Below are 15827 nucleotides of genomic sequence, written 5' to 3' on the forward strand. Positions count from 1 at the left end.
TCACATGAAAGGTATCATTCTGGCGGGAGGCTCCGGCACCCGCTTGCATCCCATTACCCGTGGTGTGTCCAAACAGCTGCTGCCGGTCTACGACAAGCCGATGATTTATTATCCGCTGTCGGTATTAATGCTGGCGGGCATTCGCGAGATATTGATTATTTCCACGCCGCAGGACTTGCCCAACTTCCAGAACTTGCTGGGTGATGGTTCTTCTTTCGGCATTGAACTCAGTTATGCAGAACAGCCTTCTCCTGATGGCCTGGCGCAAGCCTTTCTGATCGGCGAGGAGTTCATCGGCGACAGCAATGTGGCGCTGATCCTGGGTGACAACATCTTCTACGGTTATGGCTTCAGCGCCTTGTTGCGCGAAGCGTCTCAACGACAAACCGGTGCCACCGTCTTTGGTTATCGGGTCAGCGACCCGGAGCGTTTTGGCGTTGTCGAGTTCGACGAGAGCGGCAAGGCGATCTCGATCGAAGAGAAGCCTGCACATCCGAAGTCCGACCATGCTGTCACCGGTTTGTATTTCTACGACAAAGACGTGGTGAGCATCGCCAAGCAAGTCAAGCCTTCGGTACGCGGTGAGCTTGAAATCACCGACGTGAACAATGCTTATCTACAACGCGGGGATCTGCACGTCAGTGTGCTGGGGCGTGGTTTTGCCTGGCTGGACACCGGCACCCATGATTCGTTGATGGAGGCCGGACATTTCGTCCAGACCATCGAAGCGCGGCAGGGCTTGAAAGTGGCCTGCCTTGAAGAAGTGGCCTTTCACCAGGGTTGGTTGTCGGCTGCGGAACTGGATAAACAAGCCACCGCGTTACACAAAACCGGTTACGGACAATACCTGGCGCGCGTACTGACGATGGAGCCTTCGAGATGAATGTCGTCAACACCCGGTTGCCCGGCGTACTGATTATCGAGCCCAAGGTGTTTGGCGATGCCCGTGGGTTCTTTCTCGAGAGTTATCACGAACAGCGTTATCGCGACGCCGGCATCGAGTTGCCTTTCGTCCAGGACAATCACTCACGCTCGCAGTATGGCGTACTGCGTGGTTTGCACTTCCAGCGGACCCGGCCCCAGGGCAAGTTGGTGCGGGTTACCCAAGGTGCGGTGTACGACGTGGTGGTGGACATCAATCCCGAATCGGCCACTTGTGGTGAACATGTAGGGGTCAAGTTGACCGCCGACAACCATCTGCAGCTATGGGTGCCGCCGGGTTATGCCCACGGCTTCTGCGTGCTCAGCGATACCGCCGATTTTCAATACAAATGCACCGATCTGTATTTCCCCGAGGATGAGGGTGGGCTGCTCTGGAATGATCCGGAGCTGGGCATTACCTGGCCCATTGAATCGCCTCAACTCTCGGAAAAAGACTTGCGCAACCCTCGCTTGCGCGCGGTGTTGAACGGGGAATGACGGGCTAATAATGGTCTATAGTTAACATTAACTATTTATGACCTGATGTTATTTAGCCTTGAATGTTCAGTCACAATAGAACCTTGCGGGACAAGATGCCGGGAAAATCCTGACTAATAATAACAATTGGCGCGAAGGGTGAGTGATTTTTGCTCGGGAGTTTGTGCCGAAAATACCTTGTCATGTAGTAAACATCTTGGAAAATCACCTTTTTCCGTCAATAAGTCCTGCCCGGTGCAAGCGCTTTTGTCCATGATGTGACGAGGTTTGGCGTATGGCATGCACTCCCTATAAATGACATTCTCCAAAGGAGGCAATGTGCATGAACTGTCTCGTTCAATTGACGGGTGTCAGTTCATTCACCTGCTGTTCCATTCCCGGTCCCTTAGTCTCAAATCTAATGCAGAGTTGATGTCGAGAAGGAGTCTGATATGAAGAAACTACTTACGGCCGGCTTGCTGGCTGTCATGAGCACTGCAGCGTTGGCGGTGGAAGAGCCGGCGAGCGAAACGGCTAGCGAAGCGTCGAGCGAAGCAGTGAGCGAAGCAGTGAGCGAGCCATTGTCCTTGAGTACCCCGCTGGTTGGGGGAGTGACGGTCGCCGAAACCGTGGTGATCGGTGCGGCCATTGTCGGCGCTGCGGCGGCCGCTTCAAACTCCGGTGGCAGTTCCAATGGCGGAACGACGGGGTCCACTGGTACTACCGGTACTACCGGTACCAACTAATACCCTACGAAGTATGTTGTTCAAGATCACTCAGAACTTTCTGGGTGATCTTGTTTTAGATTTGCCCTCGACTAGCGTAGTGCCATTATGATCCGTAGATTATCTGTTGTTATGCTGGCAAGTATCAGCTTGCACGGCTGTATGTTTTCGCCTGGTCAACACATGGACACCAGTCAAATGGTTAGTGACGGCTCTCCGGAAAGTAGCCGGGTGGAGCTTATTCCCATCACGCCTAAATTGATTGCCATGGATGCCGCCACGCAAGTTCGCGAATCCGTTCCCCCGGCATTGTTGTCTTATGTTCCAGGCGGTTACCGCGTGGGTGCCAACGACCTGTTGTTTATCACGGTCTGGGATCACCCCGAGTTGACGGCGCCATCGGGGCCGCAACAGCAAATCGATGCCAACGGGCGTCTGGTACGTCCGGACGGCACGTTGTTTTATCCCTACATCGGTAATATTCCGGCCGCCGGTAAAACCATCGAAGAGTTGCGAGCCTTTATTGCCGAGCGTTTGTCGCAATTTGTCGAAAGCCCTCAGGTCGACGTCAGCGTATTGCGCTTCGCCAGCCAGACCGTGGTGATTTCCGGTGCAGTGCTCAAAGCTGGGCAGCAGCCGATCACTACCACGCCGCTGAGCGTGGTGGAGGCCGTTGGCGCGGCCGGTGTGGATCCCTCGAACGCAGACCTGTCAGGCCTGACGCTGACCCGGGACGGGCGCGAATACAAGCTCGATCTGGACACCCTCAATCGCCAGGACTCACAGTTGCAAGCCGTTTACCTCAAGGGCGGCGACCGGCTGTACTTGCCCTATAACGACCAAAAGCGGATCTACGTCATGGGTGAGGTCAACTTGCCTCGCGCGCTGAGCTTCAAAGGCAAATCGATCAACCTGACCGATGCGCTGGGCACAGTGGGGGGCTTGAACCAGACCACCTCCAACGGCAATGCGGTGTACGTGATTCGCGGCGCCGATCACCTGGAAACTGAACCGGCCAAGGTGTTCCAGCTCGACGCCGAATCCCCTTCGGCCCTGGTACTGGCCACCCGTTTCGACTTGCAACCGCAAGACATCGTCTATGTCGGCCCGGCCGGCGTGACGCGCTGGAACCGTCTGATCAGCCAGCTTCTGCCTACGGCCAGTGTCCTGGGGACCGGCGCCAGTTCTCTCAATAACCTCAGCGAAGCCAACAGCAGATAAGGCTCTATCCCGCCGTGAAAACTTTGCCTACCTGCGCCGGTCTGACGATGGCGCTCTTGCTGTGCGGGTGTAACCCGTTGATGAAGGCCTCCTGGGACACCCTTGAAACATCTGTCGCGGGGCCTGCCTCCATCAATTTGACCCGTGCTCAGGTCGACGCCGTGCCGTATCCGCAGATCCTGGTCACCACCTCCTCCAGTGAGGGCGTGATGGCCTTGGCTCGCCGGCGGGGCGACCTGCAGTTCTGGGTCGCTTCCGGCAAGCAAGTGCTGCTGATGCGCGACGGCCTGGTGGTGCGCACTGTCGGGCTGGGCGTTTCCCTGGATGGCACTCGCTTCAAAGAAGAGTCGCCCTTCAAGCGCGGTCTTCAGCATTTGCCCGACGGCTATACCAGCACGCGCTGGATCGACATCTATAACGGCAACCGCATCGGTATCGCGGTCAACAGCCGTTTCAGTCCCCATGGCATCGAGACCATCAGCATTCTGGACAAGGATTACGCCTTGCTGCGCATCGACGAGCAGGTGGATGCACCCACCCTGAATTTCCGCGCCACCAACCGCTACTGGGTCGACCCCCAGGACGGTTTCATCCTGCGCAGCGAGCAGCATCTGACGCCGCAACTGTTTCTGAAAATCGTGCAGGTGCGCCGTGATCGGGGAGTTGCCCGGTGAAGCGTTCAAACCTTTTCTTGCTTGGCCTGCTGTTGATCGGCCCGGGCCTGGGCCAGGCGGCCGTCACGGTCAGCGGTGACGTGCGCAGCCCAGGCCAATTCGAAATCAAGCCCGGTGCGCGCTTGCTGGATGTCATTCGTAACGCCCAACCCAATGCCGAAAGTTACTGGCTGGGTGCGGCGTGGCTGCACCGTTCATTAGTGGACAAGCAGACGCGCTTGAAGGCAGGTGTTCTGTTCGATCTGAAACTGCTGCAACGAGGGGCCTTGCTCGATGGCAAAAACACGCGAGCAGAATTGAGCGCGCGCCTATATGAGCAGGTCGCGCAACTGCCGGTCACCGGACGTCAGGTCGCGGTGCTCGATCCGATCGCTGTGGAAACGGGGTTCGCCCGCAACGCGCTGCTGGATGATGGCGACCATCTGATTTACCCCCAGCGGCCGTCCACCGTGGAGGTTTTCGGGGCGGTCGCGCAGCCTTGTCAGGTGCCTTACCGAGCCCTGCAGGAAGTGCGTGCCTATGCCCGTGACTGCGCCATTCTTGGCGACGCCGAGGGCGACTATCTGTGGCTGATCCAGCCTGACGGCCAGGTACGGCGCCTGGGCGTGGCGGCGTGGAATCGTGAGGGCGGCGTCGTGGTGGCGCCCGGCAGCAAGATCCTGGTGCCGATCAGGAGCGACGATCTCGAGACGCCGACCCCTGAGCTCAATCAACAACTGGCCGAGTTTCTCGCCACTCAACCGCTGGCTGAGGTGGCCCCTTGAAGTGCCCGTTGAAGTTACGTTTTGCTGCTGCGTTGCTCCTGCCCTGCGGATTGGCTCACGGTGAATCGCGCTACACCCAGAGTGATTTTGGTGGCGTCGGTCTGTTACAGACCCCCACCGCGCGCATGGCCCCGGCGGGGGAGTTGAGCGTCACGGCCAGTCGTACCGACCCTTATTCGCGCTACAGTTTTTCCTTGCAGCCACTCGATTGGCTGGAAGGGTCGTTTCGTTACACCGCGATCACCAACCGTAAGTACGGCACGGAGCAATTGAGCGGCGACCAGAGCTTTAAAGACAAGGCCATCGACTTGAAAGCGCGGCTTTGGGAAGAAACTCACTGGGCGCCCCAGGTCGCTATCGGCGCCCGGGACATTGGCGGTACCGGGCTGTTTTCCAGCGAGTATTTCGTCGCCAACAAGCGTTATGGCGACCTGGATTTCAGCCTCGGCATTGCCTGGGGTTATCTGGGTAATCGTGGGGATTTCAGTAACCCGCTGTCGGTATTGGGCAGCCAATTCAACGACCGGCCGCAGAGCACGGCGGCTGTGGCCAGGGCAGGGGACGTGAACACCAACGCGTACTTCAGGGGCCACCCTTCGTTGTTTGGCGGGATTGCCTATCAAACGCCTTGGGAACCACTGAGCCTGAAGATCGAGTACGAGGGCAACGATTACAAGAACGAGCCACTGGACAACCCGCTCAAGCAAGACCTGCCGATCAACGTCGGTGTGGTCTACAAGCTGGCCGACAGCGTCGACCTGAGCGCTGGTTGGGAGCGTGGCAATACGGCGATGTTTGGCATCACCCTGCACACCAACTTTGTCAGCCGCAAGGCACCGGTCAAGACCTATGATCCTCCCGCCGAGCCGCTGCCGGCGCAGGCACCGTCGACTCCGGCCGACCAGGTCAACTGGGCCGATGTCTCCAATCGGTTACAGCAAAATGCTGGCTATAAGGTCAAACGCATTACCCAGCGCGGTTCGGAGCTGATGGTGTATGGCGAGCAGTCTCGCTATTTTTATTCGGCCAAGGCTGTCGGGCGGGCCAGCCGGATTCTCGATAACAGCGTCAATCAGGACATCGACTGGTTCACCCTGGTGAATCAGCGTTATGACATGTCTATCGAAGAAACCAGCGTGCCGCGAGAAACCTTCCGCGCGGTGGTGAACAACGACCAGCCGCTGAAGGATCTGCACCGTACGACCGAGGTCAATCCGGCGACTGCACACCGGGAAACCACGCTCTATACCCAGGCGCTGGAGCCGTTCAGCTATGGTTTGGGCCTGGGCTACAAACAGAACATCGGCGGCCCCGACGGCTTGCTCTATCAGTTCACCGCCGATGCCGACGCGGAGTACCGTTTCACCCGCAACACCTGGTGGAGCGGCTTGCTCAGCGCCAACCTGCTGAACAACTACGACAAGTTCACCTATGACGCACCGAGCGGGTTGCCGCGAGTGCGCACCGATTTGCGTCAATACCTGACCACCTCCGATGTGACGATGCCGACGTTTCAGTTCAACCACGCGGCGCAGCTGGATCGGGACTGGTATGGCATGGTCTATGGCGGCTATCTGGAATCCATGTATGCCGGGGTCGGCAGCGAAGTGCTGTATCGACCCACGGGGAAACGCTGGTCATTGGGCGCCGATCTGAATTTTGTGCGCCAGCGGGATTTTGATCAGGGCTTTGGCCTGCGCGATTACCAGACCATAACGGGTCATGTCACCAGCTATACTGAATTGCCCAATGACATGCTTGCAGCGGTCAGCGTCGGGCGTTACCTGGCACGGGACTGGGGCACCACTGTCGACTTGTCGCGGGAGTTCAAGAACGGCGTGAAGTTTGGCGGCTGGGTCACCCTGACCACTGCGTCGAAGGCGGAATATGGCGAGGGCAGCTTTGACAAAGGCATCTACATTTCCATCCCGTTCGACGAGTTGATGAGTACCTCGACCATGCGCCGCGCCAACATCATTTGGGCGCCACTGACTCGCGATGGTGGTGCGCGCCTGAACCGTGCCTACTCATTGCAGACCATGACCGACGGGCGTGACAGCAGCTTGTTCTACAACAACTTCGAGAAAATTACTGAATGATCACGTGGCTCAAAGGCTTGATCGAGTTGCCATTCTGGCTCCGGTGCCTGGCCTTTGCCATGGTGACGGCGATTCTGCTGTTCGCGGGATTGCGCTCGCAGCCGATCCCGGAACTGTTCGCCGAAGAGGACAAGATCCATCACTGGATCGGCTTTCTGGTGTTTGCATGCAGTTGCCGTCTGGCTTTCCCCAATGTGAAGTTTGTCTGGACAGCCTTGGGGTGTTTGCTCATCGGCGTACTCATTGAACTCGCGCAAGGTTTGATGCCGCTGCGCACGGCTTCGCCCTACGACATGCTGGCAAATAGTATCGGCGTGTTGATGGGGTTATTGATTTCAAGGTACTGGGTACGTTGAAAAGGCGTTAGACACCAGGCAGTTCGTCGGCATGTTGTAACCGTTGATCCTCGCTATATCCCCCTCCAGCAACACCTCTCTTGCCACTCCATCCGGCATATGTTCCGTAATGCAATCTGTAGCAGCTGCCGAGCCTGCGAGGCTGCGTTCGGCTGCGCAGCAGTCGTGAATCCGGCTGACGCGATCTGCCTGATACACCGCAAGTTCTGGCTGGACGACTGCTGCGCAGTCGAACGCAGCACTGGATCGGCTTTCTGGTGTTTGCATGCAGTTGCCGTCTGGCTTTCCCCAATGTGAAGTTTGTCTGGACAGCCTTGGGGTGTTTGCTCATCGGCGTACTCATTGAGCTCGCGCAAGGTTTGATGCCGCTGCGCACGGCTTCGCCCTACGACATGCTGGCAAATAGTATCGGCGTGTTGATGGGGTTATTGATTTCAAGGTACTGGGTACGTTGAAAAGGCGTTAGGCACCTGGCAGTTTGTCGGTATGTTGTAACCGTTGACCCTCGCTATATCCCCTCTCCAGCAACACCTCTTTTGCCACTCCATCCGGCATATGTTCCGTAATGCAATCTGTAGCAGCTGCCGAGCCTGCGAGGCTGCGTTCGGCTGCGCAGCAGTCGTGAATCCGGCTGACGTGGTTTGCCTGATGCACCGCAAGTTCTGGTTTGACGACTGCTGCGCAGACGAACGCAGCCTCGCAGGCTCGACAGCTGCTACGGGCGAACGCAGCCGTCGGTAGCTACTAAAAAACAGAGGGCGAATGGGGTGAGGCGGGGAGAGAGGCTCCGGGCAGTCAGAGATCTGACTGCCCGGACTGCGGCTCAGTTAGCCACAAGCTGAAGAACAGGCGGGGGGGGCGAATCGCAGCGATTAATAGATGTCCTTTGAAAAGAGCGTAAAGGGCGTCTTGATCAGGATCTTGATGTCGAGCCACAACGACCAGTTGTTGATGTAGTTGAGGTCGATCTCCACGCGCTTTTGCATCTTGTCGAGGGTCTCGGTTTCGCCACGGCAGCCACTGATCTGGGCCAGCCCTGTGATGCCCGGTTTGATTCGATGGCGGGCCATGTAGGCCTGGATCTTGCCGGTGTAGTAGTCGTTGTGGGCAATCGCATGCGGCCGCGGTCCGACCAGCGCCATATGGCCTTGCAGTACGTTGAAGAACTGCGGCAGTTCATCGATGGACGTGCGTCGAATGAAACGGCCAACAGGGGTAATACGTGGGTCTTCACGGCCGGCCTGGCGGACTTGATGGTCGTCGTGCAGGCGCATGGAGCGGAACTTCCAGACCTTGATGATCTTGCCATTCCAGCCGTGCCGTTCCTGTTTGAAAATGATCGGCCCCGGGGAGGAGATCTTCACTGCGACGGCGATCACCAGCAGCAGTGGACTGAAGGCGATCAGCGCCAGGGCGGCGAGACCTCTGTCCAGCAGGGTCTTGCTGAGCGCCGCTGTCGGGTAACTGGTCAGCGGGCTTTCATTGAGGTGAATAGCGGGCAGGCCATCCAGCTCGCTGACGGAATGATTGAGCAACGTCATGCTGCCCAGGTCGGGAACCCAGACCACATCGACATTCGAGTCGAGAAGGTCGATGTACAGCGCTTCGACCTGTTTGGCTTCGCTCAAGGGCAGCGCGATGTACAACCGCCGGACATCATGCACCCGGATCAGCTCGCGTAGCTCCTGCAACTGGCCCACGATCCGGTGGGTATTGATGTTGGTCGACAACTCATTGGGTCTTGAGCTGATCAGGCCGACCAGCGGCGGATACTCGGTTTTGGCCAGTTTGTCTGCCAGATTCACCGCCAGTTGGTCGGTGCCGATGATCAGGGTGTTGTTTTGGCTGTGCAATTGCCGGTGGTAGTGCCTGGAAAAACTATGCAGAGGCAGGTACAGCAAGGCCTGCACGCAATAACCTGCCACAGCCCAGACCATGATGATTTCCCGGGAGAACAATTCGCTGGTCTTGCTGAGAAAGCCAATGCTGGTCATCCCGGCCAGCAGCAGCAGCCACCCCAGCAGCAGTCGACCCAGGCCGGAGAGGTATCCATGTTGCTTGTGATAGACCAGCAGCAGGGAGTAAGAAGGGACCGAGCCCAGGAAAGTCAGCACGGCAAGCACACGATAATGAGCTTCGATTTCTCCTGTCTGGTACAACGCCAGAGCAAATAACAACGCATTGACCGAAGTGATGGCAATTATCCATTGCCCCCAGAAGGTCAGTCCTTTGGATATGCTGTTTCGATTAATACGATTATGTACCATCGCGGTGTCCCTCGGGCGTGCGCCACGTTGTGTATCAGTCGACGGTTAATAAATGGCAGCCGCGCGCAAAGGCTGAGCGAGCGCAGTTCGGTCAGAGATTATTTTTATTATTGGAAGGGAATAACGCGGGCTATGGCTGGCCATCCGAATGTTGTTTTCAAGTCAGCTGATACGGTTGTCTCAGTGTCCGGTTTTTATACTAGTACCTTAATCTTTGTGGGTGTCTGACGAATTATAACGGGTGCCACTTCCAGCGCCCCTGTTATAAAAGGTCGTGCTCTTTTATTTGGAGGGCATCACTAAATCGTCTATAAAATTGCAGCATTCCGATAAGCGCTTGCCCGCCATGCCATGGGGAGGGAGATGGGCAGGAACTATGGAGAGAAATATGTGCGAGGGACAGGCGGCGGGAAGTACGAGGTGAGGTGGTTAGGCAGTCAAGCGGTATCGGGCGGGTCGGAAAATCGCATTTATTATTATTGTTTTTGCGATCTCTCTCAGTATGCGATTCTGATCCTTTGTGCCAGGCAATAACCACGGTTTCTGACCGAGCGAATCAGGCGTTCCCCGTTGGCGGCAGTCTTGAATTTTTTCTGCAGTCGGCTCAAGCACATTTCAAGGCCGCTGTAATTCTCCGGGTCTTTATCGATGCGTAGAATAAGATCGTTCTTGCTGAGTACCCGTCGATCACTGATGACCAGTTGGGTGAGCATTAACGATTCGGTGCCGGTCAATGGGATGGTTATATCTTCCTTGATTAATGTTCTGTCGTCGGCATTAAACCACCAGATGTCGGGGTTACCCTGCGACTCTTTAATCCGGCTGACTGCAGAGATGAACTCTTCGTCTGCCACCGGTTTCTTGAGAAAGCCATCAACCCCGAAGTGCGAGAAGTGATGAAGTTCTGAATGCTCCGAGTTGGGAGTAATGAGTATGATTTCCGCATCTTTTTGATTTTTGCGGATAAAGCTGACATCGCTCAGCGATATATCGGCCTGGTCGAGCAGGATGTGCGTGAATCGACTCTTTCGGATGCGTTCGCTGCTGAGTTTGCCAGATTCGATTTCAAAAGATAGATGCAGGCGTTGTGCGAGAAGCGATTCTATAGCTTGTCGTGCCAGTTGATCTCGGGTGAAAATTAGAAAGCTGTTGTTTGGCGTATTCACAATAAGGCTCCTTCCTAGTTTGGTGAAATTTTTTAAGCTTAAATAACCTCGGTAGGCGAGTAGTACCTCCCCTGGAAAAAATCGAAAGGCATGCTGCGGGCCAGTGTGTGCAGTGCTTTGTGCTCGACCCGGTCCGCAATGAATCTGATCTTGCTGTCATGGATCATGCTGCTCAGACAGTCGTAAGACCTGTTGAAAAAGTCCTGACTGTTATCGACCATGATGTCGAAATTGGACCGGGTCAGGTCCACTTTTATGTAATCAAACAGCTTCGGGCTGATCAGTTTTTCAGCGCTGTCATCGCTTAAGTCATAGCCATCGAAAGCGATCTCGATCCCGTTGTCCTTCAATAAATGAATGTGATTGATAATGGTTCTTTTTTCTTTGAGATTGAACGAAAGGAGCGAACTGCCGTTAATGCTGGGGATTAACTGTTGTTCATGCTTCTTGAGTGTCGTTTGAGCGTCGTTCAGTTCTCGGATGAACGCTTTATCCAATAACGCGGATTGGTTCATGGTCACGAACAATTTATTGGGTGTCTGTACGGATGGGGACGACGTGGCCTCGATCTGTGAAAGGGCATTTAATTGGATCCGCATCAGTACTTCACGATAAATCGCCAGCGGGTGATCGGGATGCAATGGCTGATACCCCTTGTTCAGAGGTGTCTGTTGTTTGGTCGCTTTGGCATAAATCTCACTGCCGAACAATTCATCGTTTCGCTTGAGAATTGATTGCCTGAAGAAAACCATTGCGAAGTTATCTTGCACGGTATATTGCCTGCTGGACTCCATCGTTTAGTCCCTTTAAGAATGAAAGTTTGCTTGCTTTACTGAAACGACTCCTCGAAGCAATCGATAGCCATAACCGCGAACACTATGAATAATGTTAATGCCGAAGTGCTTTTTGATTTTGTTTCGAAGTCGGCTTATGGATTTCTCCAGAACACGTGAGTCATAGAGCTTGATATTCAAACCCATGGATTCGGCCATGGAATCATGGTGCAGGATATTACCTTCTGCATTGATAAGCGCATCCAGGGCTTTCATTTCCTGATAAGCCAGATCCAGTTTGAACTCATCGTTGTATAAGTGCAGGCATGTTTGGTCCAGGGTCAACTTAATGGCGGGCTGCCATTCAGGTGTTTCGAGTAACTCTGAAATTAACCTGGCTTTTTCATCCTGGTCGTTAGGTACATTGATACAATGATCTGCACCGGCCAGGTAACATTCAATTTTGGTTTGCGGAGCGCGAAAATTGATTGCAACGATAATGGACCGTTCTGTTGGGCTCGTACGTAATTTCTTGATGAGCGCCAGGCAGTCATTAAGTATAGAAGGGCTTTCAATGTCGATTAGTACGGCATCGTGGGCTTGAGTTTCGCTATCTGGGTTTAATGGGTTTGTGTAATCTAATGTATATATATGCGTGAGATTGGGTGCAAATAACTGTCGAAGTTTCTCTGCCGAGCGCCAAGTGCGCCCAATAGCGAGAATACCCCTCTGGCTATTTTCGATCTTGCTCTCAGTACTCATCGTGCAAATTACTCATATGTGCTGGCGTTGCAATCTTAATACACAAAATACTGAAATTATCTGACTTTTTATAACATTTTGAGCTTGTCAGCAGGTGCCATTCCATTGCCAGTAGTTTCAGTTGAATCAATGACATAGCCAACTGAGGAGGCTTTAGCCAATTTGATTTTTTGATATCCGATTTAGTTGGTGAGCGCCTTTGCGTCGGACTAGGCCCTCTAGGTTGACTTTTCTATGATCAACACTGAAGCGTGGCTGATCCGCGGATCGGGCTACAGAACGAGGCATCACAGAGAAGTCTTGCGTATAAATTGTGCGGAAGTCCGCATTTTTGATTTCTGGAGTTGATTTATAAGGATATTCCACGGTGTTCTATGGCAGTTTGGGTGCGCGCTCGAAAGGCGCCAGTTCAACTGTCGCCTCTTTTTAGGGCAAATTCGAGCGGGGGGTATATTAATTGACTCCTTTTACATTATATTTGTAATATTTTATGTCAAGAGCTGATTTTGTGAACAGTGTAGTTATTCCGTCTAGTGATTGAATACAAAAAGCCAAGATTGATGTTAAATGGCCATTATACTAAAGTATTAGTCTAAGCGGGAGATCCGTTCATTGGTCTTTTTCGCAATTAATCATCCATGACACGCCAAATCGATCGACCAGCATCCCGAAGCGTGCCGCCCAGAACGTCGTCTCCAATGGCATCTGAATACTCCCGCCTTGCGCCAATGCCGCAAACACTCGCTCTGCCTCAACGACACTGTCGACATTCAACGACACCGAACAGCCACTCATGCCGGCGCTAGGGCGATCGGGTGTGGTATCCGACCCCATGATCGACTGATCCCCGACCAACAGGCGCGTATGAATGATCAGGTTGTGGCAGTCCGCTGGCACATGGTCGCGAGCCGGAGTTTCGCCGAAGGTCATCATGACTTCGATCTTGCCAGGCAGGCTTTTGGCGTAGAAGTTGAAGGCATCCTGGCAGTCGCCGTTGAAGATCAGGTAGGGGTTGATTTTCATGTTCTGCTTCCGGTGATGGAGTGGGGCACATTGGTTGGACGTTCAGGTTCGTCTTCCAATCCCGATAGGCATTGACTCCTCATAGCAAAGCGCTAAAACGTGGTGAGCGACGATACTTTTTTAGATGTTTTTCCTATGGGCGAGGCGAGGCTTATCGCCTCATATCCACGTAAAGCGGGCGTCGCTCATTCCCCATACAGTATGACCTGCAGCGCCCCTTTACATCCGCCACCGAGTCCATCGCCCATGCCTGTCCTTACCCGTTTCGCCTCTTTGCTCGATCAGGCGAGGCGTGCCTTGTTGTTGGTCTGGGGTACGTCCCGCGGGCTGTTTCTGGGGTTGGTGCTGGCGACGCTGATCGCTGGTGTGCTGCCGGCACTGGCAGCCTGGTTGGGGCAGCGGATTGTCGACGCGGTAGTGACCGCGATGCAGTTGCACGCGCAACAGGGCAGCGCACCGTTGTGGCCGGTCGTGCGCTATGTGCTGTTTGAAGCGGGCGTGCTTGCGTTGCTGTCCGGGACGCAGCGTGCGCTGTCGGTGCAGCAGTCGCTGTTGCGGGTGCAGTTGGGGCAGAAGGTCAACACGATGATTCTGGAGAAGGCCCAGACGTTATCGTTGGTGCAGTTCGAGAACTCCGAGTTCTACGACAAGCTGGTTCGGGTGCGGCGCGAGGCATCGACCCGGCCATTGGCGCTGGTGATGAAGTCGCTGGGGCTGATCCAGAACCTGATCGTGTTGATCAGCTTTGGCGTGTTGCTGGTGCATTTTTCGCCCTGGGCGCTGGTACTGCTGGTGGTCGGGGCGTTGCCGGTGTTCTTTGCCGAAGCGCACTTTTCTGGGGATGCCTTTCGGCTGTTCACGCGCCGGGCGCCGGAGAGTCGGCAGCAGAACTACATCGAGACACTGCTCTCCCATGAGGGCTACATCAAAGAGGTGAAGCTGTTCGGCTTCGCGCCGCTGTTGTTGCAGCGTTATCGGGACACGTTTGCTCGTCTCTACGCCGAAGACCGGCGCCTGACATTGCGTCGCGATGGCTGGGGATTTGTGCTGGGACTGCTGGGCACCGCGGCGTTTTATCTGGCTTATGCGTGGGTCGTGGTCGATACCGTTCACGGCAGCATCAGCCTCGGGCAAATGACCATGTACCTGGTGCTGTTCAAGCAAGGGCAGACGGCGGTGAGCAGCAGCTTGAGCGCGATCAGCGGTCTCTATGAGGATGGTCTTTACCTGTCGAGCCTCTATGAGTATCTGGCCGAACCGGTGGTGGCCGATGCCGGAAGCCTTACAGTGGGTGCGGTGCCCGGCGATGGGTTGCGTTTCGAGAGTGTCGGTTTCCGTTATCCGGGGGCGAGCCGCGCTGCTTTGCAGGGCATCGATCTGCATCTGTTGCCCGGACACAGTGTTGCGCTGGTGGGGGAAAACGGCTCGGGCAAAACCACGCTGATCAAGTTGCTGACTCGGCTGTATCGCCCTGATCAGGGCCGCATTCTGTTAGATGGCAGTGATTTGCAGGCTTGGGAAGAAGAGGCGCTGAGACGGCGCATCGGCGTGATCTTCCAGGACTACATTCGCTACCAGTTCTCCGTCGGCGAGAACATTGGTGTGGGCGACACCCTGGCGTTCAACGATGAAACCCGTTGGCAGCAAGCGGCCGCCGAGGGTATGGCTGCGTCCTTCATCGAGCGTCTGGATCGTGGTTACGCCACGCAATTGGGGCGGTGGTTTGCCGGTGGACAGGAACTGTCCGGTGGGCAATGGCAAAAGATCGCCTTGTCTCGCGCCTACATGCGCCGCGACGCCGATATCCTGATCCTGGACGAACCGACCTCGGCCCTGGATCCGGCAGCGGAGGCTGCGGTGTTCGAGCATTTCAGCCAACACACTGAAGGGCGCATGACGTTGCTGATTTCTCACCGCTTCTCCAGTGTGCGCAATGCCGACCACATCATCGTGCTGGACCAGGGGTCGATCCTTGAGCGGGGTGATCACGACAGCCTGGTCGCGGCGGGTGGGCGTTATGCGCAGTTGTTCAACGTGCAGGCTCGTGGTTATCGATAATCAAAACAAATCACCCATCCTGCCGGCCCCCGACCATTCACAGCCCTCCAGCGTCAGCAACCGCTCTTTCGCCTCAAGCCCCCCGGCAAACCCCGTCAATTTCCCCGACGCCCCGATCACCCGATGACACGGCGCGACGATCGATATTGGATTTTTGCCGTTGGCCGCACCCACCGCCCGAACCGCGCTGGGATTTCCGATCTGTCGGGCTATTTCGCTATAGCTGCGCGTCTCGCCAAACGGAATCGTCAGCAACGCCTGCCACACCTGCTTCTGAAAATCCGTCCCGGCAAAGTCCAGTTCCAGCTCGAAATGATTACGCGTGCCGGCAAAGTATTCCCGCAACTGTTGTGCGGCGCGTATCAGGATCGGGTTGTCCGCCGCTTCACTCATCGGCCCCAGTCTTACCCGGCCGGGTTTGTCGTTTTCCCAGAGGATGGCCGCCAGACGGGTGCCTTTCGCGACCAGTTTCAACTCGCCGACCGGCGACGCCAGGGTGGTGAAGGTGTAGGTCATGCCGGCGGACTCCGCACACGTGCTG

General features: G+C 55.5%; 15 protein-coding genes and 1 pseudogene. 10 read left to right on the top strand and 6 right to left on the bottom strand.

The genetic code is table 11. The annotated features are described in order from the left end of the window. The first annotated feature begins 4 nt into the window (after window positions 1-4). From rfbA to LOY36_RS09345, 9 genes and pseudogenes are all read left to right on the top strand, one after another. Window positions 5-883 (top strand): glucose-1-phosphate thymidylyltransferase RfbA, encoded by an 879-nt coding sequence (gene rfbA / locus LOY36_RS09305; protein WP_258673008.1) that lies wholly within the window; start codon window positions 5-7, stop codon window positions 881-883. Then, the gene (gene rfbC, locus LOY36_RS09310; RefSeq protein ID WP_019649523.1) at window positions 880-1419 is read left to right on the top strand and encodes a dTDP-4-dehydrorhamnose 3,5-epimerase; all 540 of its coding nucleotides are present in this window, start codon (window positions 880-882) and stop codon (window positions 1417-1419) included. The genes rfbA and rfbC overlap by 4 nt, the downstream gene beginning before the upstream one ends. Before the next feature lie 431 nt (window positions 1420-1850). Then, window positions 1851-2144, top strand: a complete 294-nt coding sequence (locus tag LOY36_RS09315) for a hypothetical protein (RefSeq protein WP_258673009.1) — start codon at window positions 1851-1853, stop codon at window positions 2142-2144. Between the two features lie 87 nt (window positions 2145-2231). Next, a complete protein-coding gene (locus LOY36_RS09320; RefSeq protein ID WP_172901206.1) occupies window positions 2232-3344 on the top strand; it encodes a polysaccharide biosynthesis/export family protein in 1113 nt (370 codons plus the stop codon). Window positions 3345-3358: 14 nt separating this feature from the next. Then, window positions 3359-4018 (top strand): YjbF family lipoprotein, encoded by a 660-nt coding sequence (locus LOY36_RS09325; protein ID WP_309475237.1) that lies wholly within the window; start codon window positions 3359-3361, stop codon window positions 4016-4018. Continuing rightward, on the top strand, window positions 4015-4782 hold the full coding sequence (locus tag LOY36_RS09330) for a capsule biosynthesis GfcC family protein (protein WP_258673013.1): 768 nt from the start codon (window positions 4015-4017) through the stop codon (window positions 4780-4782). The genes LOY36_RS09325 and LOY36_RS09330 overlap by 4 nt, the downstream gene beginning before the upstream one ends. Before the next feature lie 8 nt (window positions 4783-4790). Beyond that, on the top strand, window positions 4791-6881 hold the full coding sequence (locus LOY36_RS09335; protein ID WP_258673014.1) for a YjbH domain-containing protein: 2091 nt from the start codon (window positions 4791-4793) through the stop codon (window positions 6879-6881). Next, window positions 6878-7237 carry a VanZ family protein gene (locus tag LOY36_RS09340; protein ID WP_258673015.1) on the top strand — a complete coding sequence of 120 codons (360 nt, stop codon included), beginning with the start codon at window positions 6878-6880 and terminating at the stop codon, window positions 7235-7237. Before LOY36_RS09335 ends, LOY36_RS09340 begins: the two co-directional genes overlap by 4 nt. 230 nt (window positions 7238-7467) lie before the next feature. Then, window positions 7468-7692 (top strand): annotated as a pseudogene (locus LOY36_RS09345) (VanZ family protein); the annotation flags it as partial. Between the two features lie 417 nt (window positions 7693-8109). On the opposite strand, the gene LOY36_RS09350 reads toward LOY36_RS09345, so the two are convergent. From LOY36_RS09350 to LOY36_RS09370, 5 genes are all read right to left on the bottom strand, one after another. Further along, window positions 8110-9504 (bottom strand): undecaprenyl-phosphate glucose phosphotransferase, encoded by a 1395-nt coding sequence (locus LOY36_RS09350; protein ID WP_019649512.1) that lies wholly within the window; start codon window positions 9502-9504, stop codon window positions 8110-8112. Between the two features lie 497 nt (window positions 9505-10001). Further along, window positions 10002-10670 carry a winged helix-turn-helix domain-containing protein gene (locus LOY36_RS09355; RefSeq protein ID WP_019649511.1) on the bottom strand — a complete coding sequence of 223 codons (669 nt, stop codon included), beginning with the start codon at window positions 10668-10670 and terminating at the stop codon, window positions 10002-10004. A 38-nt stretch (window positions 10671-10708) separates the two neighbouring features. Continuing rightward, a complete protein-coding gene (locus tag LOY36_RS09360) occupies window positions 10709-11464 on the bottom strand; it encodes an EAL domain-containing protein (RefSeq protein ID WP_258673016.1) in 756 nt (251 codons plus the stop codon). Window positions 11465-11476: 12 nt separating this feature from the next. Continuing rightward, window positions 11477-12205 (bottom strand): winged helix-turn-helix domain-containing protein, encoded by a 729-nt coding sequence (locus tag LOY36_RS09365; protein ID WP_019649509.1) that lies wholly within the window; start codon window positions 12203-12205, stop codon window positions 11477-11479. 609 nt (window positions 12206-12814) lie between these two features. Beyond that, a complete protein-coding gene (locus LOY36_RS09370) occupies window positions 12815-13228 on the bottom strand; it encodes a VOC family protein (protein ID WP_258673017.1) in 414 nt (137 codons plus the stop codon). A 246-nt stretch (window positions 13229-13474) separates the two neighbouring features. Here LOY36_RS09370 and LOY36_RS09375 point away from each other — a divergent pair, with 246 nt between their 5' ends. Then, complete coding sequence (locus LOY36_RS09375; protein ID WP_258673018.1) at window positions 13475-15286, top strand: ABC transporter ATP-binding protein; 1812 nt, start codon at window positions 13475-13477, stop codon at window positions 15284-15286. On the opposite strand, the gene LOY36_RS09380 is transcribed toward LOY36_RS09375, so the two are convergent. Then, window positions 15287-15802, bottom strand: a complete 516-nt coding sequence (locus LOY36_RS09380) for a methylated-DNA--[protein]-cysteine S-methyltransferase (RefSeq protein WP_096480759.1) — start codon at window positions 15800-15802, stop codon at window positions 15287-15289. It lies immediately after the preceding gene. Window positions 15803-15827: the final 25 nt, after the last annotated feature.

This window comes from Pseudomonas sp. B21-019, from assembly GCF_024749225.1.
Classification (GTDB): Bacteria; Pseudomonadota; Gammaproteobacteria; order Pseudomonadales; family Pseudomonadaceae; genus Aquipseudomonas.

Coding starts and splice junctions, on each gene's coding strand:
- rfbA (WP_258673008.1), top strand. CDS start 5: ATGAAAGGTATCATTCTGGCGGGAGGCTCCGGCACCCGCTTGCATCCC.
- rfbC (WP_019649523.1), top strand. CDS start 880: ATGAATGTCGTCAACACCCGGTTGCCCGGCGTACTGATTATCGAGCCC.
- LOY36_RS09315 (WP_258673009.1), top strand. CDS start 1,851: ATGAAGAAACTACTTACGGCCGGCTTGCTGGCTGTCATGAGCACTGCA.
- LOY36_RS09320 (WP_172901206.1), top strand. CDS start 2,232: ATGATCCGTAGATTATCTGTTGTTATGCTGGCAAGTATCAGCTTGCAC.
- LOY36_RS09340 (WP_258673015.1), top strand. CDS start 6,878: ATGATCACGTGGCTCAAAGGCTTGATCGAGTTGCCATTCTGGCTCCGG.
- LOY36_RS09350 (WP_019649512.1), bottom strand. CDS start 9,504: ATGGTACATAATCGTATTAATCGAAACAGCATATCCAAAGGACTGACC.
- LOY36_RS09360 (WP_258673016.1), bottom strand. CDS start 11,464: ATGGAGTCCAGCAGGCAATATACCGTGCAAGATAACTTCGCAATGGTT.
- LOY36_RS09365 (WP_019649509.1), bottom strand. CDS start 12,205: ATGAGTACTGAGAGCAAGATCGAAAATAGCCAGAGGGGTATTCTCGCT.
- LOY36_RS09370 (WP_258673017.1), bottom strand. CDS start 13,228: ATGAAAATCAACCCCTACCTGATCTTCAACGGCGACTGCCAGGATGCC.
- LOY36_RS09375 (WP_258673018.1), top strand. CDS start 13,475: ATGCCTGTCCTTACCCGTTTCGCCTCTTTGCTCGATCAGGCGAGGCGT.
- LOY36_RS09380 (WP_096480759.1), bottom strand. CDS start 15,802: ATGACCTACACCTTCACCACCCTGGCGTCGCCGGTCGGCGAGTTGAAA.